Annotated in this window: 20 protein-coding genes, 2 pseudogenes and 1 riboswitch; of the genes and pseudogenes, 9 read left to right on the top strand and 13 right to left on the bottom strand. The window is 41.5% G+C overall.

The window, feature by feature from the left end; translation table 11 throughout:
• The first annotated feature begins 51 nt into the window (after positions 1-51).
• From groL to AAAT87_RS15625, 6 genes and pseudogenes are all read left to right on the top strand, one after another.
• A complete protein-coding gene (gene groL / locus AAAT87_RS01810) occupies positions 52-1,680 on the top strand; it encodes a chaperonin GroEL (protein WP_296972974.1) in 1,629 nt (542 codons plus the stop codon).
• 353 nt (positions 1,681-2,033) lie between these two features.
• Positions 2,034-2,249, top strand: a complete 216-nt coding sequence (locus tag AAAT87_RS01805; protein WP_118310985.1) for a transporter — start codon at positions 2,034-2,036, stop codon at positions 2,247-2,249.
• A complete protein-coding gene (locus tag AAAT87_RS01800) occupies positions 2,233-3,777 on the top strand; it encodes a RapZ C-terminal domain-containing protein (RefSeq protein WP_296972973.1) in 1,545 nt (514 codons plus the stop codon). Before AAAT87_RS01805 ends, AAAT87_RS01800 begins: the two co-directional genes overlap by 17 nt.
• A gap of 76 nt (positions 3,778-3,853) precedes the next feature.
• Positions 3,854-4,630 carry a nucleotidyltransferase family protein gene (locus AAAT87_RS01795; RefSeq protein WP_296972972.1) on the top strand — a complete coding sequence of 259 codons (777 nt, stop codon included), beginning with the start codon at positions 3,854-3,856 and terminating at the stop codon, positions 4,628-4,630.
• 31 nt (positions 4,631-4,661) lie between these two features.
• A pseudogene (guaA, locus tag AAAT87_RS01790) lies at positions 4,662-5,907 on the top strand (glutamine-hydrolyzing GMP synthase); the annotation flags it as partial.
• Positions 5,908-6,005: 98 nt separating this feature from the next.
• A pseudogene (locus AAAT87_RS15625) lies at positions 6,006-6,272 on the top strand (GMP synthase (glutamine-hydrolyzing)); the annotation flags it as partial.
• A 166-nt stretch (positions 6,273-6,438) separates the two neighbouring features.
• On the opposite strand, the gene AAAT87_RS01785 reads toward AAAT87_RS15625, so the two are convergent.
• Together AAAT87_RS01785 and AAAT87_RS01780 are read right to left on the bottom strand one after the other, a co-directional pair.
• Positions 6,439-7,764: a site-specific integrase gene (locus AAAT87_RS01785; protein ID WP_349225448.1), complete on the bottom strand. Its 1,326-nt coding sequence runs from the start codon at positions 7,762-7,764 to the stop codon at positions 6,439-6,441.
• Between the two features lie 78 nt (positions 7,765-7,842).
• Entirely contained in the window at positions 7,843-8,472 is a 630-nt protein-coding gene (locus tag AAAT87_RS01780; RefSeq protein WP_349225447.1) for a recombinase family protein, read from the bottom strand.
• A 101-nt stretch (positions 8,473-8,573) separates the two neighbouring features.
• On the opposite strand from AAAT87_RS01780, the gene AAAT87_RS01775 reads away from it, so the two are divergent.
• Positions 8,574-8,939 (top strand): helix-turn-helix domain-containing protein, encoded by a 366-nt coding sequence (locus tag AAAT87_RS01775; protein ID WP_334565978.1) that lies wholly within the window; start codon positions 8,574-8,576, stop codon positions 8,937-8,939.
• A 75-nt stretch (positions 8,940-9,014) separates the two neighbouring features.
• Here the strand turns inward: AAAT87_RS01775 and AAAT87_RS01770 are convergent, their stop codons facing one another.
• From AAAT87_RS01770 to mscL, 11 genes are all read right to left on the bottom strand, one after another.
• Positions 9,015-9,260: a hypothetical protein gene (locus AAAT87_RS01770; protein ID WP_334565439.1), complete on the bottom strand. Its 246-nt coding sequence runs from the start codon at positions 9,258-9,260 to the stop codon at positions 9,015-9,017.
• Between the two features lie 12 nt (positions 9,261-9,272).
• A complete protein-coding gene (locus tag AAAT87_RS01765) occupies positions 9,273-10,061 on the bottom strand; it encodes an S-adenosylmethionine synthetase N-terminal domain-containing protein (RefSeq protein WP_349225446.1) in 789 nt (262 codons plus the stop codon).
• Positions 10,062-10,067: 6 nt separating this feature from the next.
• Complete coding sequence (locus AAAT87_RS01760; RefSeq protein WP_042518875.1) at positions 10,068-10,922, bottom strand: hypothetical protein; 855 nt, start codon at positions 10,920-10,922, stop codon at positions 10,068-10,070.
• Positions 10,919-11,722, bottom strand: coding sequence for an NADAR family protein (locus AAAT87_RS01755; RefSeq protein ID WP_349225445.1), 804 nt, complete (start codon positions 11,720-11,722; stop codon positions 10,919-10,921). Before AAAT87_RS01755 ends, AAAT87_RS01760 begins: the two co-directional genes overlap by 4 nt.
• A riboswitch (SAM-I-IV-variant riboswitch) is annotated at positions 11,715-11,838 on the bottom strand. It overlaps the preceding gene by 8 nt.
• 215 nt (positions 11,839-12,053) lie before the next feature.
• Positions 12,054-13,760 (bottom strand): hypothetical protein, encoded by a 1,707-nt coding sequence (locus tag AAAT87_RS01750; protein WP_349225444.1) that lies wholly within the window; start codon positions 13,758-13,760, stop codon positions 12,054-12,056.
• 41 nt (positions 13,761-13,801) lie between these two features.
• Positions 13,802-15,094: a hypothetical protein gene (locus AAAT87_RS01745; RefSeq protein WP_349225443.1), complete on the bottom strand. Its 1,293-nt coding sequence runs from the start codon at positions 15,092-15,094 to the stop codon at positions 13,802-13,804.
• 95 nt (positions 15,095-15,189) lie between these two features.
• Positions 15,190-16,311 (bottom strand): zinc ribbon domain-containing protein, encoded by a 1,122-nt coding sequence (locus tag AAAT87_RS01740; RefSeq protein WP_349225442.1) that lies wholly within the window; start codon positions 16,309-16,311, stop codon positions 15,190-15,192.
• 359 nt (positions 16,312-16,670) lie between these two features.
• The gene (locus tag AAAT87_RS01735; protein WP_349225441.1) at positions 16,671-17,777 is read right to left on the bottom strand and encodes an SPFH domain-containing protein; all 1,107 of its coding nucleotides are present in this window, start codon (positions 17,775-17,777) and stop codon (positions 16,671-16,673) included.
• A 970-nt stretch (positions 17,778-18,747) separates the two neighbouring features.
• Complete coding sequence (locus AAAT87_RS01730; protein ID WP_349225440.1) at positions 18,748-20,409, bottom strand: RagB/SusD family nutrient uptake outer membrane protein; 1,662 nt, start codon at positions 20,407-20,409, stop codon at positions 18,748-18,750.
• Between the two features lie 21 nt (positions 20,410-20,430).
• Positions 20,431-23,535, bottom strand: a complete 3,105-nt coding sequence (locus tag AAAT87_RS01725; RefSeq protein ID WP_349225439.1) for a SusC/RagA family TonB-linked outer membrane protein — start codon at positions 23,533-23,535, stop codon at positions 20,431-20,433.
• 325 nt (positions 23,536-23,860) lie between these two features.
• The gene (gene mscL / locus AAAT87_RS01720) at positions 23,861-24,292 is read right to left on the bottom strand and encodes a large-conductance mechanosensitive channel protein MscL (protein WP_295024569.1); all 432 of its coding nucleotides are present in this window, start codon (positions 24,290-24,292) and stop codon (positions 23,861-23,863) included.
• 416 nt (positions 24,293-24,708) lie between these two features.
• On the opposite strand from mscL, the gene gap reads away from it, so the two are divergent.
• Together gap and miaA are read left to right on the top strand one after the other, a co-directional pair.
• Complete coding sequence (gene gap, locus AAAT87_RS01715) at positions 24,709-25,740, top strand: type I glyceraldehyde-3-phosphate dehydrogenase (protein ID WP_117662844.1); 1,032 nt, start codon at positions 24,709-24,711, stop codon at positions 25,738-25,740.
• Positions 25,741-25,944: 204 nt separating this feature from the next.
• A complete protein-coding gene (gene miaA / locus AAAT87_RS01710; protein WP_295024571.1) occupies positions 25,945-26,919 on the top strand; it encodes a tRNA (adenosine(37)-N6)-dimethylallyltransferase MiaA in 975 nt (324 codons plus the stop codon).

Here is a 26,919-nt window from a genome sequence, read left to right as displayed (position 1 = left end):
AGGTAAAAAATACTTTTTGCGATATTTAAACATTATTAGAAAGAATATATTATGGCTAAGGATATTAAATATAATATGGATGCCCGCGACCTCTTGAAGAAGGGTGTTGATCAGTTGGCAAATGCAGTAAAGGTAACTCTCGGTCCTAAGGGACGCAACGTGGTAATCGAAAAGAAGTTTGGTGCTCCTCAGATTACTAAGGATGGCGTTACCGTTGCTAAGGAAGTAGAGCTGGAGAACAAGTTCGAGAATACGGGTGCACAGCTCGTAAAGAGCGTTGCCAGCAAGACTGGTGATGATGCCGGTGATGGTACTACAACAGCTACTATCCTGACTCAGGCTATCGTAACTGAGGGCTTGAAGAACGTAACAGCAGGTGCTAACCCAATGGATTTGAAGCGTGGTATCGACAAGGCAGTTGCTGCAGTTGTTGCCTTCATCAAGGATCATGCAGAGCAGGTGGATGACAACTATGACAAGATTGAGCAGGTGGCTACCGTTTCTGCCAACAACGATGCTGAAATCGGTAAGCTCTTGGCTGATGCCATGCGCAAGGTTTCCAAGGATGGTGTCATCACAATCGAGGAGAGCAAGAGCCGTGATACCAACATCGGTGTTGTTGAGGGTATGCAGTTCGACCGTGGTTACTTGAGCGGTTACTTCATGACAGACGCAGACAAGATGGAGTGTGTAATGGATAACCCATACATCCTTCTTTACGATAAGAAGATTTCTAACCTGAAGGAGTTCTTGCCAATTCTCCAGCCAGCTGCTGAGAGCGGTCGTCCTTTGTTGGTAATTGCTGAGGATGTTGATTCTGAGGCTTTAACAACATTGGTTGTTAACCGTTTGCGTGGCGGTTTGAAGATCTGTGCAGTGAAGGCTCCAGGTTTCGGCGACCGTCGCAAGGCTATGTTGGAGGATATCGCTGTATTGACTGGCGGTGTTGTCATTTCTGAGGAGAAGGGCTTGAAGTTGGAGCAGGCAACATTGGAAATGCTGGGTTCTGCTGACAAGGTTACTGTTACCAAGGATAATACAACTATCGTAAATGGTCATGGCGAGAAGGCTAACATCCAGGATCGCGTTGCTCAGATCAAGAACGAGATTGAGAACACCAAGTCTTCTTACGATAAGGAGAAGCTTCAGGAGCGTTTGGCTAAGCTCGCTGGTGGTGTTGCTGTTCTCTACGTAGGTGCTAACTCTGAGGTAGAGATGAAGGAGAAGAAGGATCGTGTTGACGATGCTCTCTGCGCTACCCGTGCAGCTATCGAGGAAGGTATCGTTGCTGGTGGTGGTACTACTTATATCCGTGCCCTCGAGGCTTTGAAGGATATGAAGGGTGACAACGCCGATGAGACAACTGGTATCCGCATCGTAGAGCGTGCTATCGAGGAGCCTCTTCGTCAGATTGTAGCCAATGCTGGTGGTGAGGGTTCTGTAGTCGTCAACAAGGTTCGCGAGGGCGAGGGTGACTTCGGTTACAATGCCCGCAAGGATGTTTACGAGGATATGCGTCAGGCTGGTATCGTAGATCCTGCTAAGGTTGAGCGTGTTGCTTTGGAGAACGCAGCTTCTATCGCTGGTCTGTTCCTGACAACAGAGTGCGTATTGGTTGATAAACCAGAGCCAGCTTCAGCTGCACCTGCTGCAGCTCCAGGTATGGGCGGTATGATGTAATAGAGTGCAATTTTGCAACCTAAATATAACAAATAGGGGTGATTCTCAGAGAATTATCCCTATTTTTTTGTTTTTTTAGCAAATGATATGCAAAAAATCGCAAAATTGTTTGGTGCTAATACGCTTTTTTTGTACCTTTGCAAGCGAAAAGAAAAGGTTATACCGACCGTGAGGTTGATGAAGATATTTTTTTGATTTGTTTTAGTAGATTAGTTTTTAAGTAGTTTGTTTTTGAAAATCGGTTGTCGTGAGACATCCGATTTTTTTTGTGCTCATCTCAAAAATATGCTTAATCTTATGGCTAGCTCAGAAAAATGTTGTATCTTTGCAGAACAAATAGTTTTTTGAGTATCATGCATAATATTGATTGGAAAAAGGCATTGGTCTTCCTGATCGTTATCGGAGGACTGATTTATATAACAAAGGCGGAGTTAGGAATGACAACTACGAATTCTTTCCTCACTACGCTAGGTATCTTATTGCTTCTCTTCATCGGTGATAACTTCGCACAGAAGATAGATGATGACAGAAAACGCAGAAAATTGAATGATGATGGAAAAGCTAATTAATCTCTACAAGCAATGGGCTGGCGAAGAGCCTGCTGATGTCATCAAGCTGGCAGGGCAGGGAAGTAACCGCCAATATTTCCGTATCATCAAGCAGGATGGGGATACGGTGATAGGTGTTATCGGTACGAGCCGTGATGAGGATCACGCCTTCGTGTATCTGGCTAATCATTTCAATCTCCGTCAGTTGCCGGTGCCTAAGATTCTGGCTGTGAGTGATGATGAACTCTGCTATATCCAGACTGATTTGGGCGGAACTTCGCTCTTTGATGCCATCAAGGGCGGAAGAGAGGCTGGCGGTAGATACAATCAGAAGGAGAAAGAACTCCTGAAGAAGACGATCCGTGAGTTGCCTAACATCCAGTTGCGTGGTGCACGTGGGCTGGATTGGTCCAACTGCTATCCTCAGCCGGAGTTTGATGTGGACAGTGTGCTCTTCGATCTCAACTATTTCAAGTATTGTTTCCTGAAACCGACAGATTTGGATTTCCATGAATTGAAGTTGGAAGCCAACTTCCGTCTTTTTGCGAAGGATTTGACGTCAGAAAAGATGGATTGTTTCCTCTATCGCGATTTCCAGGCTCGCAACATAATGTTAGACGAAAATGGCAATCCGTACTTTATTGATTTCCAAGGTGGCAGAAAGGGACCTTTCTATTACGATCTGGCTTCCTTCCTTTGGCAGGCTTCAGCCAAGTATTCCTTCAATCTCCGCCGCGAGTTGGTATGGGAGTACTATCAGTCGCTGAAAAACTATACCGAGGTACCATCTGTGCGTCATTTCGTGCATCGCCTGAGTCTCTTTGTGCTCTTCCGTACTTTGCAGGTGTTGGGTGCCTATGGATTCCGTGGCTATTTCGAGCGCAAGAAGCACTTCATAGAGAGTATTCCGCCTGCTATCCAGAATCTGCGTGATCTGCTGAAGATGGGCGAGAAGGTTTTCCCATATCCTTATATGATGGATATGCTGCGCCGACTCACGGAGTTGCCGCAGTTCAAGCGCATCGAGAGTGCGGCTATAACCCGTGCTGATGGTTATAAGATTACAGATAACAATATCTACAGTGCGCATCCGCAGGATGGACCTGCCACTTATTCCAAGTATGATGGCAAGGGACCGTTGGTAGTGCGGGTATTCAGCTTCTCCTTTAAGAAGGGAATCCCTGAAGATCCGTCAGGAAATGGCGGCGGTTATGTTTTCGACTGCAGAAGTACTCACAACCCAGGTAGATATGAACCTTACAAGAAACTTACGGGATTGGATGAGCCAGTGATCCGATTCCTGGAGGATGATGGTGAGATTCTGACGTTCCTGGAGAGTGTCTATAAGTTGGCAGACCATCACGTGAATCGCTATATCCAGCGCGGTTTCACCTCCCTGATGTTCTGTTTCGGTTGTACGGGCGGTCAGCATCGCAGTGTGTATTCAGCCCAGCATCTTGCCGAACATATCCACGAGAAGTTTGGTGTAGAAGTGCAAATATGCCATAGAGAACAGCATATTGAGCAGGTTTTGCCTGCAAAACAATAATATTTAGCGTGCAAATTTGGCTATCTCGCAAAAAGTTAGTAAATTTGCACGCACATTAATATATAGCTATTTAGCAATGATGCAAGCAATGATATTCGCAGCAGGTTTGGGCACTCGCCTGAAGCCACTTACTGATCGCATTCCGAAGGCATTGGTAAGTGTCGGGGGAGAACCTTTGCTCAAACGTGTCATCTTTCAGTTGAAGGATGCCGGTTTCACTCGTATTGTGGTGAACGTGCATCATTTCTCTAAACAAATCATCGATTATCTTCGTGATAATAAAAATTTCGGTATGGACATCCGTATCAGCGATGAGAGCGAAAAGCTCCTCGAAACGGGTGGTGGTATCAAGAAGGCATGGCCATTCTTCGATCAGACTGAGCCTATCCTGATTCATAATGTGGACATCCTGAGCAATGTGGATCTGAAGAAATTCTATCAGATGGAGTCGAAGGAACTTTCAGATGATTCTTCGGATTTTATGAAGGAGAAGGCTCCCTTGGCAGCCCGCCTTCTGGTGAGCGAACGCAAGACCAAGCGTTATCTCCTCTTCGATGATACCATGCGATTGGTTGGCTGGACGAATATAGAGACGGGCGAGGTGAAGAGTCCTTATCCTGATCTCAATCCAGAAGATTATAAGATGTATGCTTTCTCGGGTATTCACATGGTTGCCCCATCGCTTTTCCCGCTGATGGAGAATGAACCGGATAAGTTCCCCATCATGGACTTCTATCTGAAGCATTGCGACAAGGTTCGCATTGAGGGATACGTGAAGAACGACCTCAAGCTGATGGATGTGGGAAAGCAGGAGACGCTGAAAGAAGCGGAAGCTTTCCTGAAAGAATTATAAATTGTAAATTATAAATTATAAATTAGACAATATGCAACAGAAGATTATTATTTTGGATTTCGGTTCACAGACCACACAGCTGATTGGCCGTCGTGTTCGTGAGCTTGATACCTTCTGCGAGATTATGCCTTACAACAAGTTTCCAAAGGATGACCCATCTGTGATTGGTGTTATCTTGAGCGGTAGCCCTTATTCCGTTCATGATCCGGAAGCTTTCAAGGTAGATCTGAGCCAGTTTATTGGCCGGATTCCTGTGCTTGGCATCTGCTACGGTGCTCAGTTCCTCTCTTACGCCCAGGGTGGAAAGGTGGAAACTGCTGACAGCCGTGAGTATGGTCGTGCTAACTTGGAGCAGTTCGACAAGGAGAATCCTTTGTTCAAGGGATTCATCGAGAACTCTCAGGTTTGGATGAGTCATGGTGATACCATCACTGCGATTCCTGAGGACTATAAGTGCATCGCTTCTACTGCCAATGTGAAGTATGCTGCTTATGCTTCTTCCAAGCAGCCTGTTTGGGCTGTACAGTTCCACCCAGAGGTGTTCCACTCTTTGCAGGGTACACAGCTCCTCAAGAACTTCGTGGTAGATATCTGCGGTAGCAAGCAGGACTGGAGTGCCGACTCTTTCGTTGAGACTACGGTAGCAGAGTTGAAGGCACATTTGGGTGACGACAAGGTTATCCTCGGTCTTTCTGGTGGTGTTGATTCCAGCGTAGCTGCTGTTCTCCTGAACAAGGCTATCGGCAAGAACCTTACCTGTATCTTCGTAGATCACGGTATGCTCAGAAAGAATGAGTTCCGTGATGTAATGGAGGATTACAAGTGCTTGGGTCTGAATGTTATCGGTGTTGATGCATCAGAGAAATTCTTTGCAGACTTGGCTGGTGTTACAGATCCAGAGGAGAAGCGTAAGATTATCGGCCGTGACTTCGTAGAGGTTTTCAATGCTGAGGCTAAGAAGCAGACTGGTGCCAAGTGGTTGGCTCAGGGTACTATCTATCCTGACCGTATCGAGAGCTTGAACATCACTGGCAAGGTAATCAAGAGTCATCACAATGTAGGTGGTCTTCCTAAGGAGATGAACCTTCAGTTGTGCGAGCCATTGAAGTGGTTGTTCAAGGATGAGGTTCGTCGTGTAGGTCGTTCTATGGGTATGCCTGAGCACCTGATTACCCGTCACCCATTCCCAGGTCCTGGTTTGGCTGTCCGTATCTTGGGTGACATCACTCCAGAGAAGGTACGTATCCTTCAGGATGCTGACGATATCTATATCCGTGGCTTGCGTGAGTATAAGGTGAAGTTGAGTGGTGAGGAAGCTCGCCGCGTCCTGGCTGCCGGTGTTCCTGCTGACATGCAGAATGGTGAGATTGAGGTATCTCTCTACGATCAGATCTGGCAGGCTGGTACCGTATTGCTCTCTACCGTCCGTTCAGTAGGTGTGATGGGTGATGAGCGTACATACGAGCACCCTGTTGCCTTGCGTGCCGTAACAAGTACTGATGCGATGACTGCCGACTGGGCTCATCTTCCATACGATTTCATGGCTAAGGTAAGTAACGAGATTATCAACAAGGTAAAGGGTGTCAACCGCGTTTGCTATGACATCTCTTCAAAACCACCTTCGACAATCGAGTGGGAATAATCGGAATACCGATAAACAGCCAATCAAATAAAGATGAATTAATTTAAACTCAATAAGTTAGGGGATTCGTTGACGTAACAGCTTGATTGTCAACAAATCCCCTTTCTTGTACATTTTATCCAAAACCGTCCCCGATTTCGTCCCTGCTTATCCCCGTTTGCATTGTTTAAACGATAGGGCTAAAACCAAATAGCTTGGCATATTGCTCGGGCGTAACTTTTACATATTTACGAAATGTTTGCTCATTAGTGTGTCCCGTGAGTTGTCTGATAGCAAGAGTTGGTACACCTTTGAGAACCATATTTGTGGCGAATGACCTACGAGCTGTATGAAATGAGACCAAATCGTATTTCTGATGTTTTAGTGTCGTGACTTTTCCTCCCCTGTTTTCTGTTTTACTAACAATTTCATTTATGCCTGCTAACCGCGCCAAGTTCTTAAGATGTACGTTAGTGTTGTATTTGTCACCTAATTTTGGCAATATTCCATTATATTTATAGTATATTGCTCTTACGTAAGGATGGAGTGGTATGACTACACGTTTTTTAGTTTTCTCTGCGACAATCGAAACTGTATTTTTGTCCTCTGATAAATTCCAAATACCATCATTCAATTTGTTCAAATCGCTTCTACGTAAGCCTGTGTAGCACCCAACAATGAATAAGTCCCTTGTCTGTTCCATCGTACTCTTTTCATCTATTAGCCCTTCTTTTTTTAGGTGAGGTATATCCAATTTGTAGATTGCCTCTATTTCTCGCTCAGTGAGATATATGTTATCTACGTCTTTACATTTCCCACGCAACTCTTTGTAATAAGTATCATCTATGTTAAATCCACTCTTCTTTGCCGCATTCAGTTGAGCTTTCAGTATCTCGTATGTAACATATATGGTGTTTTCTTTGTAGTTCTTCTTTTCGTAACACCATTTCATGTATTTATTAGCGAAATCAGCATCAGCAAATGTCTTAAAGGTATCTTCTAAGTGGTTATCACTTAAGAATGATTGCAGCCTATGAATTACAGTTGACTGTGCTTTCTTCGTTCTTTCTGCCACAAATCTTCCCGAATGAATGTCTATGCGGTCACTATTGATATTGGCAAGCATCCATTCTGTAGCCTTCTGATTTTGCTTCTTCTCTTCTTCCTCTATACCTCTGAAAAACATATCTGCGTAATGGGTAACGATGTCTTTAAACTCTTTCGGGTCTGTAAGATATCTACTTTGTTCACCCCAACCGCTAAGACGAGTTATTATAAAATCTTCAATCTTATCCAATTGCTTGTTGACTTTTCTTGCTTCACGGTTCTCACGGTCTGTGAACAATTCCTTTGATGTTATGCAACGGTGTAGCTGCTTATTCCACATCTTTGTCTTAACCGTTTGTCGTGTCGAAACCTTTGCTGTATTACCATTGCTGCGAACCGTAAAAAATACCAAAGACTCTTCCTTCTTTGGGTACTGTAAAATTGAGCTATAGCTAATTTTGGTCATGTCTTATCAAATTTTTAATCAAACAATCATTTTAACGCTTCAAATATATTACTTGGTTAATGATGATTGATAAAAGTATCATGCAATAATTGTTAAATCACGAACTTTTCTAAGAGTATTGACACTTGTGTGAGTGATTTTGTTGATGTTTCTGAGTGATATACCCTTTCTAAGCAAACGGATTTCTTCTGCATACTCCTCTTTTATATCTTCTGAGGATTTCTTGTAACCTTGCTTTCTGCCCACCTTGCCACCATTGGCACGATAATGATTATAGCCACTCTCCATGCGACTTCTTATAAGTCCTCTTTCCATCGAATTGAATTGTGCTATCATACCCAAAACAAGTTGAGCAATTGGGTTCGGCTTTCCGTCTGCTTGTAGTGTTTCCAAACCATTCTGAAGGATAAAGAGAGATATCCCTTTTTCGGTAAGTTGCTCTATAACTTGCAGAAAATCTACAATACGTCTGCTCAAACGAGAGCATTCGTAAATCAACACCTTATCTATATGGTGAGCCTCAACATAATTCAGCAGTTCCGATAACTGCTCACGTTCTGCGACTTTCTTTGCTCCCGAAATCTTTTCCGAAAACTCCTTTATGACATTATAATCCATGCGCTTTGCATATTCACGCAAATCTGAGATTTGTCTGTCGTAATCTTGTGAGTTCGTTGAAACTCTTGCATATATAACTACTCTTTTCATATTCGTATTGATATTATGTGTTACTATTATGGCCGCTAAAGTACATAATATATCAACTAAAACCAAATATTTTATGATATCTAAAGTTAAATCGTTGTTTTTTGATTGATATTCAATATCAATTTGCTACCTTTGCAGCAAAAATGAATCATATGAAAGTTAATTTAAGTACAACAGTTAAGGAATTATGTCGCATACAAGGCATAACATTGAAAGAATTAGCCCAAAGAATTGGAATCGCCCCCGAAAGTCTATCCCGAACACTGAGCGGCAACCCGCAACTTTCTACATTAGAGGCAATTGCAAGTAATTTGAATGTAGAGCTATCTGATTTGTTTTCTTCTTCGCACTCAAATTCGTTGCATTCCATAATAGTGCATGACAATACTACTTATATTGCAGACGATTTGAATAGCTTAATAAATAATGTAAAGGCTATTTGTGCAAAAGAAGGCATTGAGCTATAAAAGAATAACCGCCAAGTATTGATTCTTTAAAATTTCAACACTTGGCAGTTTCGTTTATTCACATAGAAATGATAATTACTTTAATCCTATGCGCTTCGTCTCTTGCTCATACAATTTTATCAAGTCCTTTTCAACCTTTGAGAAGGTTGCATCCATATCCATTTCTCCTGCATCATCAAAGTGCTTGGTAACAGACAATCCTTTATAAGGTTCTGTCATTGTAACTTTGAAAGTATCAGAAGAAAGCATTTCACAAATGCCTTCCAAATGAACTTCTTTTCCGTCGATGGATGGAGTTATGTCTATATTAAATCTGAACATATCCTATTGATTTTAGAATAATCCCCATTCAGCAAATTTCTCGAATCCGCCATTTTTTTTAATGTATTGGCGTGCTATCTCCACAATTTCAACGTATGGCTTGCCATCAATAGTTTTATCGCCAATAGCGCAAAACAGTTCTACCTTTTTACCTGTTTGTTGGGCTTTCAGGAAGGCGTAAATATTCACAGAAACATCTGCTTTACTTAAGTCCTTGCCCTGCACTCCTCCGCCCGAAACAGACTGAGCCATATCTGAGCCAAGTTTGCGGTTCGTAGCACCTGCGTCAACGTCTGTTCCACCTGTCCAATCTCCAAGAGGATTAATGGTTGCGGTAGGATAGAGTTTCTTTAAGTCCTCTGTTTTGGCGTTGCTTTGGCAGATAATCAACTTACCATTGCCTAATACATACTTACCATCTGAAGGATAACGCTCATAGATGTCATGGGCAATCTTGCTAAGGGTACGCTCCTCCTCTGTAAGTGGAACGCCTCGGAAAATACCATTGTCACCACAGCGAATTTCTCCGTCTTGGTTGTGGGCAAGAATAGGGTCTTGTGCTACCATAATGAGCGAAACCTTCAAGTCTGTACGCTTCGTGATACGGCTTACAATTGCCTCAGCCTCAGCGTCTGAAATGTTCACGCTACTCTCAATAATGAGATTTGCAACACCATGTCCGAGCAAAACCTCTACTGCAATTCTCGGATTCTCTACTTTCTTGTATGCAAGGTCTACAATAGCTCCTGCGATACGGTCTGCCACCTTATCCGGATGACTTGGATTTACTTTTTCAATCATAATTTATTACTTTAAATTAATTGTTTTTATGTTGTCTAAAAGTTCTGTCAACGTAATTGCCTCGTCACCTTCTGCCTCCTTGAATAATTCTTGTTGCGTAAGGGCAAGAGTATGCGCACGGCTAAGGAAACTTCCAACTTGGGCATTGCCGTTTTTATGGCAATGTATGCACTTGTAGGATATTGATGTTGTGCCACTCAACGGACTACCTGCAAAGCTATATATGAAAGCCTTGTGCCCACATTCGCATTGATATGTAAGCCACTCGTTTTCATTCGCCCAAAGTCTTAACATCGTGCCAATACAGATAGGTTGACATACCATATATACTTTCAATGGTATTGTAGCCATTGCCCATTCCTTATGAGCAAGAATTTCATTTCGATGCTCATAAAGCAATTCGATGTTGTCTATATATGGACTCCATATCCTTTTTTCAGCCAAATTATGCTCTCTTTGTTTGACTAATGATGTAATTGTATCATGCACGTTTTTGAGCGTAAGATGTTCGTATTCACCTGCCGCCTTGCTGTATCGGCTACAGTGTTGCTTTAAGCGACTTAGCCTGTCGGAATTGTCTTTTTGAAAAAGAACATCTTTGATTACCTCCGATATGGTAGCCACTTGTGTAATACTTTCCAACCATTCCAATAAACCACCTAAAGTGTATATGAAATCTCTGTCTTGATATACAGGTATCAAAAACATACGGCTGTTATCGAAAATGAACTCTCTATGTTCGTAAAAGAAATCAGCATGTTCGCAAAAATACCTTATGGTATTCTTGTTACTGTGCTTTTGGCCGCCATAGAGCTTTAATTCCTTGCCACTCTTTATTTTGATTGTATTGCTAATTTTCATGCCACTATATGTAAGTTAGACATTGGTGTGTTATTGGTTGGGAACGTGAGGCGTTTGCCCATGATGTGAATGTCTTTTGACTCCAAAAGAGCGTAGTCTATTGGTGGTTCTACGCCTTGTATAAGACAATCACGGCAAATCATGAGAATCTTGCCTAAGTTGTTTTGACCGACAAACGTTCCAATGCCATTGACTTTGCAAGTCTCACTATTAACTATACGCTTCAATGCAGCCTTGCTAATCCTTGGATTGCTCTCTTTTGCCTGTCGGACGGTTTCCTTTTTTACCTCAGCTCTTTTTGCTGATAACGCTTGGTTGGTGCATCCCCAAATTTCCTTAGTGTCGCTATGTTGTTTGGTTGTGTCCTCTATAATGATAACGTTTTGTGGTAGCAGCAAGAGCATATTAGCAAAATCCGCATTGTCTTTGCACTTCATCCATACAACAAATAGCATCCACTGTATGCGGAATGTAGAGAAATCACTACGAATGAATCTCTTGTATTTGTTCTTGACAAAGCGTTTGGCAGCAAAGCCACTTGTCTGACGCTGCATTTCCTTTTGTACAGACAGATGCTTGTCAGAAGCATCTGAAAACTCGCCACACAAATAAAGCGTCTCACTATCATGCCAAGTTACACCTCCGAATGAAAATGGATAGCCACCTGCCATGTTAGAAAGACGCACGTTAATGCCATTCACCATATCCGAAGCCTTGGCGAAAGACAAACAATTAAAGTGTGAAGCGTTGATGTGCTCCACACGACCTAAGATGATTTCTGATGTTTTTGATGTTGCCATAAAATTTTAATTTAAAGATGAATAATCAAGCCTTAAACTCACATCTATTTTACCACCGTGGCAATGGCTAATCTGCTCGGTTGGTTCTGTACTTAAACAGTCTCTTGATGCTTGTCAATAAATAAAAGAACAACTCCCCATTTTGGAAAGCGGTTGCAAAGTTACGGTCTTATTCTGAGAAAAACGAAAAGATTGTGCTAAGAAAGGTTAACGATGAATAGTTTAGAGTTCTGCTAAATAGTATTTGTGCTTATCAAATGATTTAGATATGGGGTCTTGTTATATGGAAAGAGGCTGCCAGAAGCAGCCTCAATAAATCTGTATTTCAATATTACCAATATACTATTTTTATGGTCTCTTTGGATAAGGTTCCATCGTAAACAATTTCAGTTGGTCTACCTTTCTCATCTGAGGACGTGATTTTGTCTTCCCAATTTTGAGGTATATGAATCGAATGTCCTATAATATCAAAAATTGGTATAGACATTTTTTCTTCCGCTTCAGTGCCACCCATATATTTATCTCTTTCTTTGTGGGCATTATTCCCTTCGTCATAAACAAATTTTCTTGTATCGTATTCATCTTTGATTTTTACAATACGATTTTTGCTGTCATATGTAACATTGCACAATGTGTAGTTGTCACAGGAAATAATATCTTCATTTGCGCTAACCTTGTTATACTCCACCTCTTTACCATCACGTGTTATAAGCTTACCTTGTTTTATAGTGTAAAAGCCGTTTATAACGGAAGTATTGTAATTAGTGTACTTAACGCTGATAAGGAATCCTTGTTTGTCAAACCCGTATATAGTATTTTCGTATTCTTCTGCTAAACGGATTTGTTTAACACCATTTGTCAATCCTATAACTTCAACATCAGAGAAAGATGGTGTAGGAGCAGAAGGTCTATAATTTCTTTTTTTTCTTTCTTCTTTTTGCTGCTGCATTGCCTTTTCATGTTCGATAGAATCTCTTACATGCTTTTCTGCCATCTCTGCATTGTATTCTTCTAATTCAACTTGTTTTGCGTGGTTGCTATATTGTATTAATCCTATTACTGCAATTATAAAGCAAGCGACCACTAAAAGTATGGTTAAACACGATTTTTCCATACTCTTAGTTTTAATTTCTTCTTCCTTCTTTTCTTCTTCCTTCTTTTCTAAAGCCTCAAAGTCAGATGAAGGATAATTCATCTTTAGTAATTTCTTCTTCTGATTTTCTGTTAAGCCAATGTCTTCTTGCTTTAAATATTTCTCAAAACTTTTGTAATGAGCCACTCGTTCCTCTGATGTTTTTGAAATATCATATTCAATAATACAAGGCGAGTAAGTCTGATTATTTCCAAGTCCATCTACATAGAAATCGTCTTCTATTCCATTTAATTTGAAATGTACAAAGTAAAATGGAATAGTTATAGGAACGCCATCGTCTTGCAATTTAGAGATTACAGACTCTTCGTACCAAGGATTCATGCGGATACTGCTTGAAAATTTTTCTTTTCCTAATCTATTCCAAAATTCATTAGGAGTCCCTTCACATTTACTTATGTTTACATCAAAGTCGGTTTCATATTTACCTTCGATAGATTCCTTGATATATAAATCGCTGTCACGGAATATACTATAGCTATCAAACGAAGGTAGCTTTTGAATACTATCATCGTATGATGGGATGATAATTTTTTTTTCGCCTTTTAAAGTACCATTGTCAGGTGTTCCATCTTCATTTTCGCCTGTCCAATAATATTCGTAATAAACATTATATGCAATAAATGGTATACTGTATGTTTTAATATTTACAACCGTAAGATTTATGTTTTCAAAAGAGACCCCTTTTTTATATAGATAGTTAAAAAACAGTTCTATTGCATCATCCTTTGTTATAGAGAATCTAACAATTCTTGGTCTATGCTCTTTTGGTTTGCTGTTTGCAGTTTGATTTACTATTGGAGCAGGAATCTTTGTACCGCAAAACTCACAGTATCTTCCAACTGTTCCTTCTGCTCCACAATTAGGGCATATCGCTTTCTGTGTCATATTTATATCTTTTTGGAATAATCAATGTTCTGTCTGTGTAATTAATTAAGTAAAACTTTACAGATGGCAAGTAAATTCAGAATACCTGCAATTATAATGCCAATTACCATAAGTATAGGCACGCAACCATCTGTTTGGGTTGTATTTTCGTTTGTACCCAAGGACTCTGGCATATTAGAAATATCTGCTGATAATTCTTTGCATATTTCTAAATCATTAATACCGAAATTATTTGTATTGAGAGCATTAGTAAGATTTTTACATTTTAAAGTTTGAGAATCATTTAGAATGTGGCTTCTTTTATTTTCCGCTTCTTGTTTTGCCTTGAAGTTTTGTTTAACTTTACCTAATAGATAAAGAGATACAGCACACAAGGTATCCGCCAATAACAATAAAACAGGATTAAATGTAGTGGCAAATATTGCTATAAGTGAAACAAGAAGTAATATGCCACCTAATAAGCCCCCAAATATAGCATTCCCTTTGCTATCCTTTATTGTTTTGTTGAGTTCGTCTAATGAGCTTTTTTCTTTCTCATCAATAGGAGCATTTGAAAATATATAGTTCCCTGTACCATCAATGATAAAATCATATTTTTCTTCATTATAGTTGTAGTCGATGATCCAAGTAGCTAAAAGGAATGCTCTTCCTGCTCCACCATTTGTTGAGCAAGAATATGATAAATCTTCATAAATACGTGGAAGTTGAGCGTTTACAGATTTTTGGATATCACTATCTAAACACTTTCCACAATCGCTGTTGTTCCAAACAATAGCTTGAGAATCACCCTTTTCTTCAATAATATAAGTTTGCTCTTCTGAACTTAGATTCTTACGAGCTGTTTGGTCATATAGAGTCTTGTCAAATTTGATGCTTTCAAAAAAGTTATTGAAACTTGTTGGTAATGGACTTACGTCACAGTTTGGTAGCAAGAAGCTAAAATTGCCTCCTGCTACACCATTCATAGGATATTTCTTTTCTATTTCTTTGGTTTCGTCTCCAACCTTGTATTTTTCTGTCTCAATTTTTAGACACGACCAATTAGCTTGATATGAGCCTATGTAAGAATACATAGGGATGAAAACAGGTGAGACTTCTGTAATCTGAAGTTTGTTGAAAATATCAGATGGTACAGCTTCCTTTTGAGCTAAATTCTTTAAAAAGATTTTTATTACTTCATCTTGTGAAATTTTAAAATCCAGAACAGTCTTTCTAATAGTAGTGGAATATTCTGTATCTTTTTTCAACTCCACAATCTTTGTACCGCAAAACTCACAGTATCTTCCAACTGTTCCTTCTGCTCCACAATTAGGACATATCGCTTTCTTTATCATGATTATATCTTTTTTGATACAATATTTGCAATAATCAATAGTGCCGTCTGTGCAGTTCATCAGACTGTCTTGTTGATTACATTCGACTTAAATTCTTACTTACCCTTTGTCTTATTCTTTAATAGTTGCATTGCTCCTTTAGCGAGAACGGACACACTTAAAGAGTGCATACTCTTAAATTCCTTTTGCGCCTTACTTCTACTCTTATCTGATAAAATAAAAGCATCAACAGGTGTATCTTTAGGTACGTGCAGCATATTATCTGAAACATAACAAAAGAAACGTGTAGCGGCTTCTGTATCATCACCAAATGATAAGACCAACGATTCATAATGATTTTTTGTTATTGGGTCAATGCCAAATTCTTGTGCAAATGAAATCTTATGCTCCTCAGCAAAAGCTGCACATCTATTGACATCCACATAATTATCTTTTAGCAAAATAAAGATTTGTGGCTTGCCATTTTTTACATTTTCCTCAAATAATGGTTTGCAATCATTATATCTGCTAAACATTTCATTGGCCACATTGAAAGCACTAACCCCCAAACGGATATCGTCTTCGTCTATCATTTCATCATCGGCAAGTCCGATTTTATCCAAGTCCAATGTAAAACCCATATTGACATCGTTCTTAGGTTTCTTCATTTGTATAGCTGTGAAATCCTTGAAAAAAGCCAATACTGTATCATAGTAGGTTATATCTTTGGGGATTTGTACCATAGCAGGTTTGTCAAATAGTACATATTTTATATGCTGCGTTGTTTCTTCCACAGCGTTTTCTTTCATATCGCTTTCTTGTGCTATGATATCCTTGTCTTGTGATTTGTCACCCTTTTCTAATAGCTTCTTTCCACAGCCTTCACACACCTTGGAAAGTGCAGGAATTGAGTTCCCGCATTGAGGGCAAATCTTATTGCACAGAGCCAATATGCCCTTTATGTCTCCACTTAAATCAGCGTTATTTCCACTTTCCATTAATTTGCCAAAATAAGAATGGCTTTCACACTTTGGCGTAAATAATCCGCTAAGTTTTAGAGAGGTTTCATCAAATTTGAGAACAGAGCTTTCATACCCCTTCTTTTCTGCTCGTTTGTTGTATCTCTCTACCATTTTGGCCACTTTGTCTTTCAACTCAGATGGCACATTCCATTCATGATGTTCGCTTGAAATATATTCTTGCGTCTCAAAAAGCCCCATTAAATTATTTTTATCCATAACTATTTGATTCTATTTGAAATAACTTTTGTTATAAACAATAATATCAGTTGAAACACAACTATAAGTGTTATCACTATTATCACCCAATTATCCATTATTCTATTTGGAGAAAATAGCGACAATACAAGTTCGATGAATCCTAAGATGGGATATAACACATATAAAGACGATTTGAAACCATCTTTTAATTGCACTATCCCAGTCAACAACATAAAAATCCCAAACAATATGATGATTCCGCTGCTGAGAAGCACATTAAGCCACTCATAACTACTCAATAATAGACCAAACAAAAAGTTGGTGATAAGTAGTGTTGTGCAAGTGAATAAGACTATTCTCTTCATTGTCGTATACTTTTATATTATTGGTAACGGTGGAGGACATTCTTCGTCAAACAAAGATTGAAAGTCTTCCACGTTGCAAATTTTATCCCAAGCTTTCATGCCTTTTCTCCAAACTAATATGTTAGCATTGATTTCATTGCCTGAATACTTTTGGCATATAGTATCAAAATCCATTGGCCCAACAGATTTGCCATTTATGCCTAAGTAATAGACAAATGCTTTCGGTAATGGGGGAGGAACTTCATCAGAGTTTAAGCCATTGGAAAGTGTCTTTGAAGCCATGGCTCCGACTGCATTTCCTATGCCAACACCTGCTCCAAGTCCCATTGCTGTACCCATACCGCCCTCATTTTCAGCAGCTGCCTCAAGTACATCGTACGAACGAGATAGACGATAATTCTCTTTGCCCATGATATTGATATGAGCAGCCTCGTCTTTGACTTGTTTCAAGCGTACAAAACTTGGGTCGTCTTCTTTTACAGAAATGGAAATGATGTTGAATAGTTCCAAGCTGATACCATAACGCATAAAAGTATCTTGTAAATGGCTTTGTGCATATTCAGACAGACCTTCAACCTGTGAATTGACATTCAAAGTAGATAGACCTTCTTCCTTCAGCTTGTTGTAGATGATGGTTGTCAGTTTAGACAATATCATACCACGGAAATAAGACACAATCTTGTCAACGGCAAAGGTTGGCATATTCCCGACTAACTTCTCAAGAAAGATTCTTGGATTAGTAATTTTGAATCCATATTGCCCGAAAGCACGTATTGGAACAATCACATCATACTTTGGATCTTCTACTTGTAAAGGTGTTGCTGTTCCCCACTTGCAGTCAAGCAGTGATACTTGGTTGACAAACCACACTTCGGCAGTAAAAGGGGTATCACCTCCAAATGGAATGTTCACTACCTTATTTAATATGGGAATGTTTTCTGAATTTAGTGTGTATGTGCCACTTGTGAACTCGTCTAATATCTTTCCGCCTTTTACAAAGAATGCAGTTTGGCTTGGATAGACAATCAACTGACTGCCTAACTTTATATTGTCTGACTTAAACTTACCTACAAGTTCTGTATCAGAAATTTCATGCTTTATAACATCTACAATTGCCATGCGACAGACAAGTTAGAAGCACCTTCAGCTCAAACAGTGCAGTTTGATAAATCTACTTAAATAGGCATACAAAAAAGTGGAGCTTCTATTCGCACCCTTGATGTAAGCCTTCGACTGCTCATGGAATTGGGATATGAATAGACAACTCCACTTGCAGTATGTTCGTGTTGATATACGAATACACCGAAATGGAGCGTCCTTTCACATATACCCTCAATTCCATTTTGTGAGTTGTCGAAGTTCACATCAAATCAGGTATAAGCGAAATACGCTTTTTCTAATATGTCTGTCAAAAGCCTATTACAGCAATATGACGCAACAAAGTTAATGAAATTCTATGAGACTAAAGAATTTCTATTGATGAATTTGCTGTTTTCTATCTGTATTTAGAATAATTCCATTTTGCGGTTGCGTTTTGTTTGAAAACTGTGTGAAAATAACCTTTTCAATTAAACAGATACACTTTCTATAGCGTATCAATACCTTATCAAAGATTTAAATGATGCACCACATAGATTGATACAAAATCAAGTTGTCAGACTAGACTTCTATTATTAAAGAGGTAGCGACTTCATTTGTTGTACAAAAAGGTATATAGTCGTACAACTACAAGGTGTATAGTCGTACAACTAAAGGGTGTATAGTCGTACAACTAAAGGGTGTATAGTCGTACAACTAAAAGGTGTATAGTTGTACAACTGAAGGGTGTTGCCACTAGGCTCGTAAGGTCTGCTGACTGCAGTGAACAGACTTGCTGAGCCTAGAGGGAACCTTGCAGAAATGGTCTCCGATAAATAACCTATATAATAGCTAACCTCTAAATATCAGCTATAGAGTATAATTGAGTGGGAGTAAAGATATCAATAAAAAAAGACCACCATCTGAGTTGAATATCAAACTCAAATGGTGGTCTTTTTTTATTGATGAGTACTGAGTACTTTCTGAATGATGTACTCAGTACTTTTTGTTTTTAATAACCGTCGTTCTGCTTCAACTGCAAGTTAGCATCAAGTGCACCCTGTGGGATAGGGAGATAACGGTTGGTGGTCTTGAATACACGATCCTCAATCTTCTTGTCAGCTGCAGAAGCATTTACATTGATAGTGGCACGCATACCAGGAGCCACAGACTTATCCATGCTCACAGTACCAACCTGACGCTCCAATGTGCAGTTCAGCAAAGTCTCAGCCAACATCTTGCCACTGGCATCCTTCCAGCGTAAGATATCAGCACGGCGGATACCCTCACCTGCGAACTCAACACCACGTTCGCGACGAATCAACTCGCGAAGCTTCTCCTTGGTATTGTACTTAGCTTCATCTACATCAGGCATACCTACACGGTTACGAACCATATTCAGGTAGGTGTAAACCTGAGCAGAAGGACCGTTCAATTCATTCTCTGCCTCGCAGTAAGTAAGCAATACTTCTGCATAGCGGAAGACGATAGGCTGGCAAGTGGTGTTCCAGATGTCAGGATACTGGTTCATAGGTGCCAAGTACTTACCCCATGTCAAACCAGTCTTTGAACTGTTGTCGGCTGCGGTGTAAAAGTTGGCATTAGAAGCTCCATTTATAGTCTTGTCAAGCGAATTGTAGATAGCCTCTTTACCATTACCATTGATGTAGTCACAACCAGGATAGATGACAGTCATTGCCATACGTGGGTCACGGTTGTTAAATGGATGAGTAGGATCATAGCCAGAACCCGGTTCGTCCTTGGTCAAGCCGTTTGCCATTTCATAGGTGTCGATCAAGCCGTAGCTAGGGACGATAGAAGACCAACCACCATCGGCGTTGTTGTACATACGGCCAATCACATTGTTCTCGTAGTCGTTTTCTACAGCCTGAACGGCAAGGATGATTTCCTTGGAATCCTGACCTGCTACATTGAACAGGTTAGCATAGTTGTTGTCCAACTCATACTGGTTCAATGCAATGATCTTCTCTGCACGATCTTTAGCTGTAGCATAGTCTCCATAATAGAGAGCCTCTCGCATGCGGAGAGCCAGAGCTGCACCCTTGGCGATGCGACCACGGGCTGCAGGAGTTACATTGATATCGTTTACCAACTCGTCGAGTTCCTTCTCGATATACTCCTTCACCTCCTGCTCGCTTTTACGTGGAACCATAGCTTCCTCTGCAGTAGCATAGCTTTCGATGATAGGTACACCACCATAGTTCCAATTCATCAGGAAATAGCGGTAAGCGCGAATCCAACGAGCCTGAGCCATAATGTCTTTCTTGGCAGTTTCTGGCATAGTACACTTGTCTATGTTAGCCAACAGCTCGTTGACGCGACGGATGCGTGAGAAGTCGTACCAGTCTCTACCGCTGGATGCGGTCAAGGTACCATTACCTATGGCTGTATAACCCTCCCAAGGGAACTGGTCGTAACCGAAGTCACTTGTACCATCCCAATACAGGAGGAAACCGTCCCAACCCCAACCGGAGTTGTACTGGTCTTGCCAGTTGTTGTAACAGCCAACGAGGAACTTGTCTGCGTCTTCCTGCGTCTGCCAGGTGCTGACAGGTGAAAGAGCATCCTTTGGGGCTGTATCGAGGAAATCGGAGCATGAGGTTGCCAAGAGGGCGGTCATGCCGATGAATATATATTTCTTAAGATTTCTCATGATAATATCCTTTTTAAGTTATTAGAATGTTACGCTCAAACCGAATGAGTGAGTGCGGAGCAATGGATAAGAGCTGAGTCGCTGGCTCGTAGCCTCTGGATCCACGTTGATGTCGAGGTCGTCGATTGTGAACAAATTCTCGCAAGAGTAGTAAACACGTACCTTGTTGACATGCAGGAATTCGAGTGCCGACTTAGGAAGTGAGTAACCCAGCTGCAAGTTCTTCAAGCGGCAATAAGATACATTCTTGAGCCAGAATGTAGAAATCACCTGACGAGAAGAGCTAGGAGAGTTTGTATTGGTGAACAATCTTGGCATCTTAGGATTTGACTTGTTGTAAGTCCAGGAGTCTCTCCAGATGGTTGCTGGGTGAGAGCTGTCGCCCACAAAAGCACCTTCTACCTCGTAAGCATCGAAGTAGCGGTAAGCCTTAAACTGTCCATTGAAGAACAGAGAGAGGTCGAAACCCTTCCAAGCTGCGTTCAGGTTCAAACCGAAGGTCCAGCGAGGAACAGAACTGCCTGCATAGAAGCGGTCGTTCTCGGCATCAATCTTGCCATCACCGTTGATATCCGCATATTTCAAGTCTCCAGCCTTGAAGCTGCCACCGCCGAAAGGACAAGAACCCTTTGAACCGTCTGCTGGCCAGTAGTAGTCCATATAGTCCTGTGCTTCCTTATCACTCTGGAAGAATCCGTCAGCCTTATATACATAGTAGCTGTTGAACTCCTGACCCGTAGCGTTGCGCTGGTTGTAGCCAGTACCTACGTATCCCTTACCAGGCATGCTCTCAATCTTGTTCTTGTTGTATGCAACATTCAAGCCTGCGCCTACTGTCACCTCACCAAACTTATCGTTGTAGTTGAGGCTCATCTCGACACCCTGGTTGCGCATCTGGCCCACATTGTCAAGATAGCTACCCAAAGCAAACTCGTAAGGAGCATCTACAGAGATCAGGATACCATCTGTAAGACGGTTGTAGTAATCAACAGATGCAGTAATCTTGTTATCGAGGAATCCCAGGTCAACACCTACGCCCCATGTGGTCGCCTTCTCCCATGTGATGGTGTTGATCTTGTATGAACTCTGGTAGTATCCAGATGTTACCTTGCCATCGAATGCATACTTGGCATTGATATTGTATGTATTGATAGCTGGATAGTAATCGCTCAAAGCCTCCTGGTTACCCAACTGACCCCAAGATCCGCGAATCTTCAGGTTTGAGAGCCAAGACTTGGTTCCCTCCATGAAAGCTTCCTCGCTTACACGCCATCCTGCAGAGAATGATGGGAAGTAACCCCAACGATGACCATCTGCGAAACGGCTGGATGCATCGGCACGGAGGTTAGCCTCGAAGAGGTAACGGCCTGCGAAGTCGTAGTTTACGCGACCAAACCATGAAAGCATATTCAGCTCACGGGTATATCCCTGTGCCTGCTGGGTAGATACATCACCGGCATTGATATCGGTAACACTGTTGTTAGGGAAGTTCTTGCGATAAGTGTACCAGTACTTATAATCGTATGCCTCTGCATGCCATCCTGCCAAAGCACCTATGGTATGCTGTCCGAAGGTCTTGTTGTAGTTCAGCAATGCCTCGAAGGTCTTGCGCTCCCACTTATATACTCGTTCATCGTGGAAATTTGGATCGGTCTTCTTGTTCTCATTGTAAACAAAGTACTTCTGGAAGTAGTCGTAGTTCTGGTTGTTGTTTACATAAGATGCACTCAACTTTGCAACCAGTCCATCGATGATTTTGTAATCAACACCGAAGAGACCTGTGAAGTTGGTATTACGACGATATACCTTCAGATCGTTGTCGAGCCATGCAATAGGGCTACCATCAGAGATAGTTCCCCATGTACCATCGTCATAACGAGCGGTAATCCATGGTGCAATCAAGTTGAGCTGACGGATGATCTGATCAGAACCACCACCTGCGTATGCAGAAGAAGGGTCGGTATAATCGTTCTTGATGTAAGCGAGATTCAAGCGGGCAGTGAGGCGGCTGTTGATCTTCATCTCCAGGTTGGTACGGCCGTTAACCTGCTCACGGCCAGCGTGAGGCAAGATACCCGACTGCTTCAGATAACCTACAGATGCAAGATAGTTTACGCTCTCAGTAGCACCGTTCACGCTTACGTTGTGGTGCTGCAAGGAACCTGTCTTGTAAGCCAGGTCGTACCAGTCGGTATTAGGAAGTGCATTGATTTCCTCTTCTGAGGTAAATTTCTTAGCCTTGCCCTCGCTTTCGAGCGCATCATTCAGCATGTGGGCATACTCGTATGAATCCAGACGGTCAACCAGGCTGGTTGGATTCTGCACACTCACATAACCATTATAAGAAACTTGAGGCTTGCCGCTCTTACCACGCTTGGTGGTGATGAGGATAACGCCGTTGGCAGCCTTGGAACCATAGATGGCAGCAGAAGCAGCATCCTTCAATACAGAGATGCTCTCGATATCGTTAGGGTCGAGGCTACTCATGGTACCAGACTCTACGCCATCAATCAAAATATAAGGAGAGGAAGAGTTGAGGGTTCCCACACCACGTACGTTGATGCTACCAGAGTCCATACCCGGAGCACCATTGGTACCGCTGATGGTAACACCAGGCATCATACCCTGGAGTCCACTCTGCAAGTTCTGGATAGGACGGCTTTCCAAAGCCTTGCTATCCACTGATGATACAGAACCGGTGAGGTTCACCTTCTTCTGTGTACCGTAACCTACAACTACAACTTCATTGAGCTCCTTGTCTTCAGACTTCATGGTAATCTGCATGTTGCTTGCAGCTGTAAGTGTCTGTGGATTGAAGCCGATGTAGGAAATTGTAATCTTGCCATTAGGATTTTTCAGACTGAGGGAGAAATTTCCGTCTAGGTCGGTTACTGTTCCATTGGACGTGCCAACTTCCATCACGGTAACACCGATAAGAGGTTCGCCTTGATTGTCGACAACACGTCCTGTTGCTACTTTCTTCTGCTGTTGGATGCTGTTGGTAGGGTGGTTCAAGTTGTCAGCTTTTACCATAGTACCATTTGCAAACGCAGGAGACATGGAAGTCAGCGCACAAATCAGCAACGCTGTCTTCATTTGGTCTTTAGGTTTCATGTTCTTACTCATATTGTTTATGTTAAGAGTTGATGTTTAATTAAGATTTAGTGTATCTACTTAGATCTTATTTCGGGGCAAAGATACAAAAAAAATATGTAATCAGCAAGGAAAAATGAAAGTATTTTCTAATAAACGTGAAAAAATGTGTGTGTGTTTTCAAAAGTAGGGGAGTTATTGTGGCACTTTTTCTTTTATACCTTATTTATATAAAGTATTTTTCTTTAAGGAGGGGCAGGAATGGTTGGGATGGAATACTTCTCAAGCCTTGATAGTGGTATTCATATCCTCTCATTCCTGTCTTCTTTTTTTTATTCTGCCATGAAAAAAACAGTGGTTATCCCTTCTGCTCTTTCAGCAAATCACGGATCTCTGCCAGGAGCTTCTCTTCCTGGGTAGGCTCTGGAGCCTTAGGAGCTTCAGCAGGCTTCTCTTCCTTCTTGGCGGTAACCTTGTTCACTACCTTGATGAGCAGGAATACACAGAAGGCAACGATGAGAAAGTCGAGAGTGGTCTGGAGAAAATTGCCATAGTTGATGGTTGCCGCCTGAAGCTTCTCGCCACCGATCACCTCTACTGATGGAAGAGTGACTTTGAGGTCGGAGAAGTTGACGCCACCAATGAGCCATCCGATAGGAGGCATGATGATGTCGTCTACTACAGAACTTACAATCTTGCCGAAAGCACCACCGATGATTACACCGACTGCCATGTCGAGTACATTACCACGCATGGCGAATTGCTTGAATTCATTCAAAAATTTACCCATAGTCTTTAATGTTTATAATGATTAATACTTCCCTTGGAATGATACCTTTTTTGCTTTTCAGTGTACGATGAAGCTTTTTCCCCTTAATATAATAAGGTGTAAGTTTCAGACGCAACTTTCACTTTATCTTCTGGTGTCATATTCTACTTCCTTTTAATAATTGCATTTTGCTATATGGAGTTGTCAGTATGGCATCTTAAAGTGCTAAAAATAGGTAATATTCTAGTTCTATCGCCCTTTTTTAACTTATTTAATACTCTATTCGTGTGCAAAGTTAGAAAATTTTTTGTAACTTTGCGCTCGAAAAGAAGAAAAAATGCTTGATAGGGATGAAAAAAGGTGTTATCAGCTCCTTCGGATTCGCTTGATAGCTTAAAAGATATAATTTTTAAACTTTTAATTTAAATATTAGAACAATGATTAAGATTGGTATTAACGGATTTGGCCGTATCGGTCGTTTCGTATTCCGTTCTACAGTTGAGGCTGAGAACGCAAAGGAAGTACAGGTAGTAGCTATCAATGACTTGTGCCCAGTTGATTACATGGCTTACATGTTGAAGTATGATACAATGCACGGTCAGTTCGACGGTACTATCGAGGCTGACGTTGAGAAGAACGAGTTGATCGTAAACGGTAACCACATCCGTGTTACTGCTGAGCGTGATCCTGAGAACCTGAAGTGGGATGAGGTTGGTGCAGAGTACGTAGTTGAGTCTACAGGTCTCTTCCTCGCTTACGACAAGGCTGAGAAGCACTTGAAGGCTGGTGCTAAGTATGTAGTACTTTCTGCTCCTTCTAAGGCTGACGCTAACGGTAACCAGGCTGATATGTTCGTTTGCGGTGTTAACACTGACAAGTACAATGGTCAGAAGATCGTTTCTAACGCTTCTTGTACAACAAACTGCTTGGCTCCTATCGCTAAGGTATTGAACGATAACTTCGGTATCGAGACAGGTTTGATGACAACTGTTCACTCTACAACTGCTACACAGAAGACTGTTGACGGTCCATCTATGAAGGACTGGCGTGGTGGCCGTGCAGCTGCTGGCAACATCATCCCTTCTTCTACAGGTGCTGCTAAGGCTGTAGGTAAGGTTATCCCTGAGTTGAACGGTAAGTTGACAGGTATCTCTATGCGTGTTCCTACTTTGGACGTATCTGTTGTTGACTTGACAGTTAACTTGAAGAAGGCTGCTTCTAAGGAGGCTATCTGCGCTGCAATGAAGGCTGCTTCTGAGGGTGAGTTGAAGGGTGTACTCGGTTACACAGAGGATGCTGTTGTTTCTTCTGACTTCTTGGGTTGCGCTTTGACATCTATCTTCGACGCTAACGCAGGTGTTTACTTGACAGACAACTTCGTTAAGGTTGTTTCTTGGTATGACAACGAGATTGGTTACTCACACAAGGTTGTTGAGTTGATCAAGATCATGAAGAAGCACAACGGTTAATTCGTTGCCTCTTAACGATTAAGTAATATAGCCGCCCAGCATTTCTGATGCTGGGCGGCTTTTTCTATATACATACTTCTCTTTTCTGTCTATATACTTCCTTTTTTGTTCAAAAACTCACAAATGATTGCTCAGATCGTCTTGATGTGAGAATTTCTTTTCGTTTTATTTTGTATTATCAATTATTTCCTTTATCTTTGCGGCATGAAACAGACGATGATTACCATATTAGGTCCTACTGCGAGCGGAAAGACGAGCCTTGCCGCAGCGCTTGCTTCCAAGGTCAACAGCTTGGATGCTGCGTCGTGGGGTGGAACTACCCAGGGGGCGGAGATTATCAGCGCCGATAGTCGCCAGGTGTATCGTGGCATGGACATCGGTACGGGAAAAGACCTGGAAGATTATACCGTGGACGGCAAGTTGATACCTTATCACTTGATAGATATCTGCGAACCGGGAACCAAGTATAACCTCTTTGAATATCAGCAAGATTTCTATGATGCCTATCTCGATATCCGGAAACGGGGCGTACTGCCTATCTTGTGCGGCGGAACAGGACTGTATATTGAGTCTGTGCTCAAGGGATATCATCTTTCGCCTGTACCACAGAATCAGGAGTTGAGAGACCGGCTGGCTGATAAGAGCCTGGATGAGCTAACGGTGATGCTGAAAGAGTTGAAGGCTAAAACGGGTTCCAATATGCACAATCGCACAGATGTGGATACTGCACAGAGGGCTATCCGAGCTATCGAAATAGAAACCTATAATCTGGAGCATCCTATGCCGGAACGGGAATTGCCTTCGGTAGATTCGCTTATTATAGGTGTCAGTATCGATCGTGATGCCCGTAGAGAAAAGATTACCCGAAGGCTGAAGCAGAGACTCCAGGAAGGAATGGTAGATGAAATCAAAGGTTTGCTCGACAGGGGAATTCCAGCAGAAAACCTCATCTATTATGGTTTGGAATATAAGTTTATCACCGAATATGTGATTGGTAAAACCACCTATGATGAAATGTTCAGAGGTCTGGAGATAGCCATCCATCAGTTTGCCAAGCGCCAGATGACCTGGTTCCGCGGTATGGAGCGAAGAGGGTTTACCATCAATTGGATAGATGCCCTGCAGCCGATGGAACAGAAAGTGGAGCAGGTGCTGGAGATAGTTAAAAGTTCTAAGTAA

This window comes from Segatella sinensis, assembly GCF_040095255.1.
GTDB classification, from domain to species: Bacteria; Bacteroidota; Bacteroidia; order Bacteroidales; family Bacteroidaceae; genus Prevotella; species Prevotella sinensis.
The sequence above is the reverse complement of the archived record's forward strand: the minus strand, read 5'-3'. Positions and strand labels throughout refer to the sequence as shown.

Bases quoted from the DNA above. Each gene is read 5' to 3' on its own strand.
- AAAT87_RS01750 (WP_349225444.1), bottom strand. From the start codon at position 13,760: ATGACACAGAAAGCGATATGCCCTAATTGTGGAGCAGAAGGAACAGTT.
- gap (WP_117662844.1), top strand. From the start codon at position 24,709: ATGATTAAGATTGGTATTAACGGATTTGGCCGTATCGGTCGTTTCGTA.
- miaA (WP_295024571.1), top strand. From the start codon at position 25,945: ATGAAACAGACGATGATTACCATATTAGGTCCTACTGCGAGCGGAAAG.
- AAAT87_RS01780 (WP_349225447.1), bottom strand. From the start codon at position 8,472: ATGAAAAGAGTAGTTATATATGCAAGAGTTTCAACGAACTCACAAGAT.
- AAAT87_RS01740 (WP_349225442.1), bottom strand. From the start codon at position 16,311: ATGGATAAAAATAATTTAATGGGGCTTTTTGAGACGCAAGAATATATT.
- AAAT87_RS01770 (WP_334565439.1), bottom strand. From the start codon at position 9,260: ATGTTCAGATTTAATATAGACATAACTCCATCCATCGACGGAAAAGAA.
- AAAT87_RS01735 (WP_349225441.1), bottom strand. From the start codon at position 17,777: ATGGCAATTGTAGATGTTATAAAGCATGAAATTTCTGATACAGAACTT.
- AAAT87_RS01755 (WP_349225445.1), bottom strand. From the start codon at position 11,722: ATGGCAACATCAAAAACATCAGAAATCATCTTAGGTCGTGTGGAGCAC.
- groL (WP_296972974.1), top strand. From the start codon at position 52: ATGGCTAAGGATATTAAATATAATATGGATGCCCGCGACCTCTTGAAG.
- AAAT87_RS01800 (WP_296972973.1), top strand. From the start codon at position 2,233: ATGGAAAAGCTAATTAATCTCTACAAGCAATGGGCTGGCGAAGAGCCT.
- mscL (WP_295024569.1), bottom strand. From the start codon at position 24,292: ATGGGTAAATTTTTGAATGAATTCAAGCAATTCGCCATGCGTGGTAAT.
- AAAT87_RS01725 (WP_349225439.1), bottom strand. From the start codon at position 23,535: ATGAGTAAGAACATGAAACCTAAAGACCAAATGAAGACAGCGTTGCTG.
- AAAT87_RS01760 (WP_042518875.1), bottom strand. From the start codon at position 10,922: ATGAAAATTAGCAATACAATCAAAATAAAGAGTGGCAAGGAATTAAAG.
- AAAT87_RS01795 (WP_296972972.1), top strand. From the start codon at position 3,854: ATGATGCAAGCAATGATATTCGCAGCAGGTTTGGGCACTCGCCTGAAG.
- AAAT87_RS01730 (WP_349225440.1), bottom strand. From the start codon at position 20,409: ATGAGAAATCTTAAGAAATATATATTCATCGGCATGACCGCCCTCTTG.
- AAAT87_RS01805 (WP_118310985.1), top strand. From the start codon at position 2,034: ATGCATAATATTGATTGGAAAAAGGCATTGGTCTTCCTGATCGTTATC.
- AAAT87_RS01765 (WP_349225446.1), bottom strand. From the start codon at position 10,061: ATGATTGAAAAAGTAAATCCAAGTCATCCGGATAAGGTGGCAGACCGT.
- AAAT87_RS01785 (WP_349225448.1), bottom strand. From the start codon at position 7,764: ATGACCAAAATTAGCTATAGCTCAATTTTACAGTACCCAAAGAAGGAA.
- AAAT87_RS01745 (WP_349225443.1), bottom strand. From the start codon at position 15,094: ATGATAAAGAAAGCGATATGTCCTAATTGTGGAGCAGAAGGAACAGTT.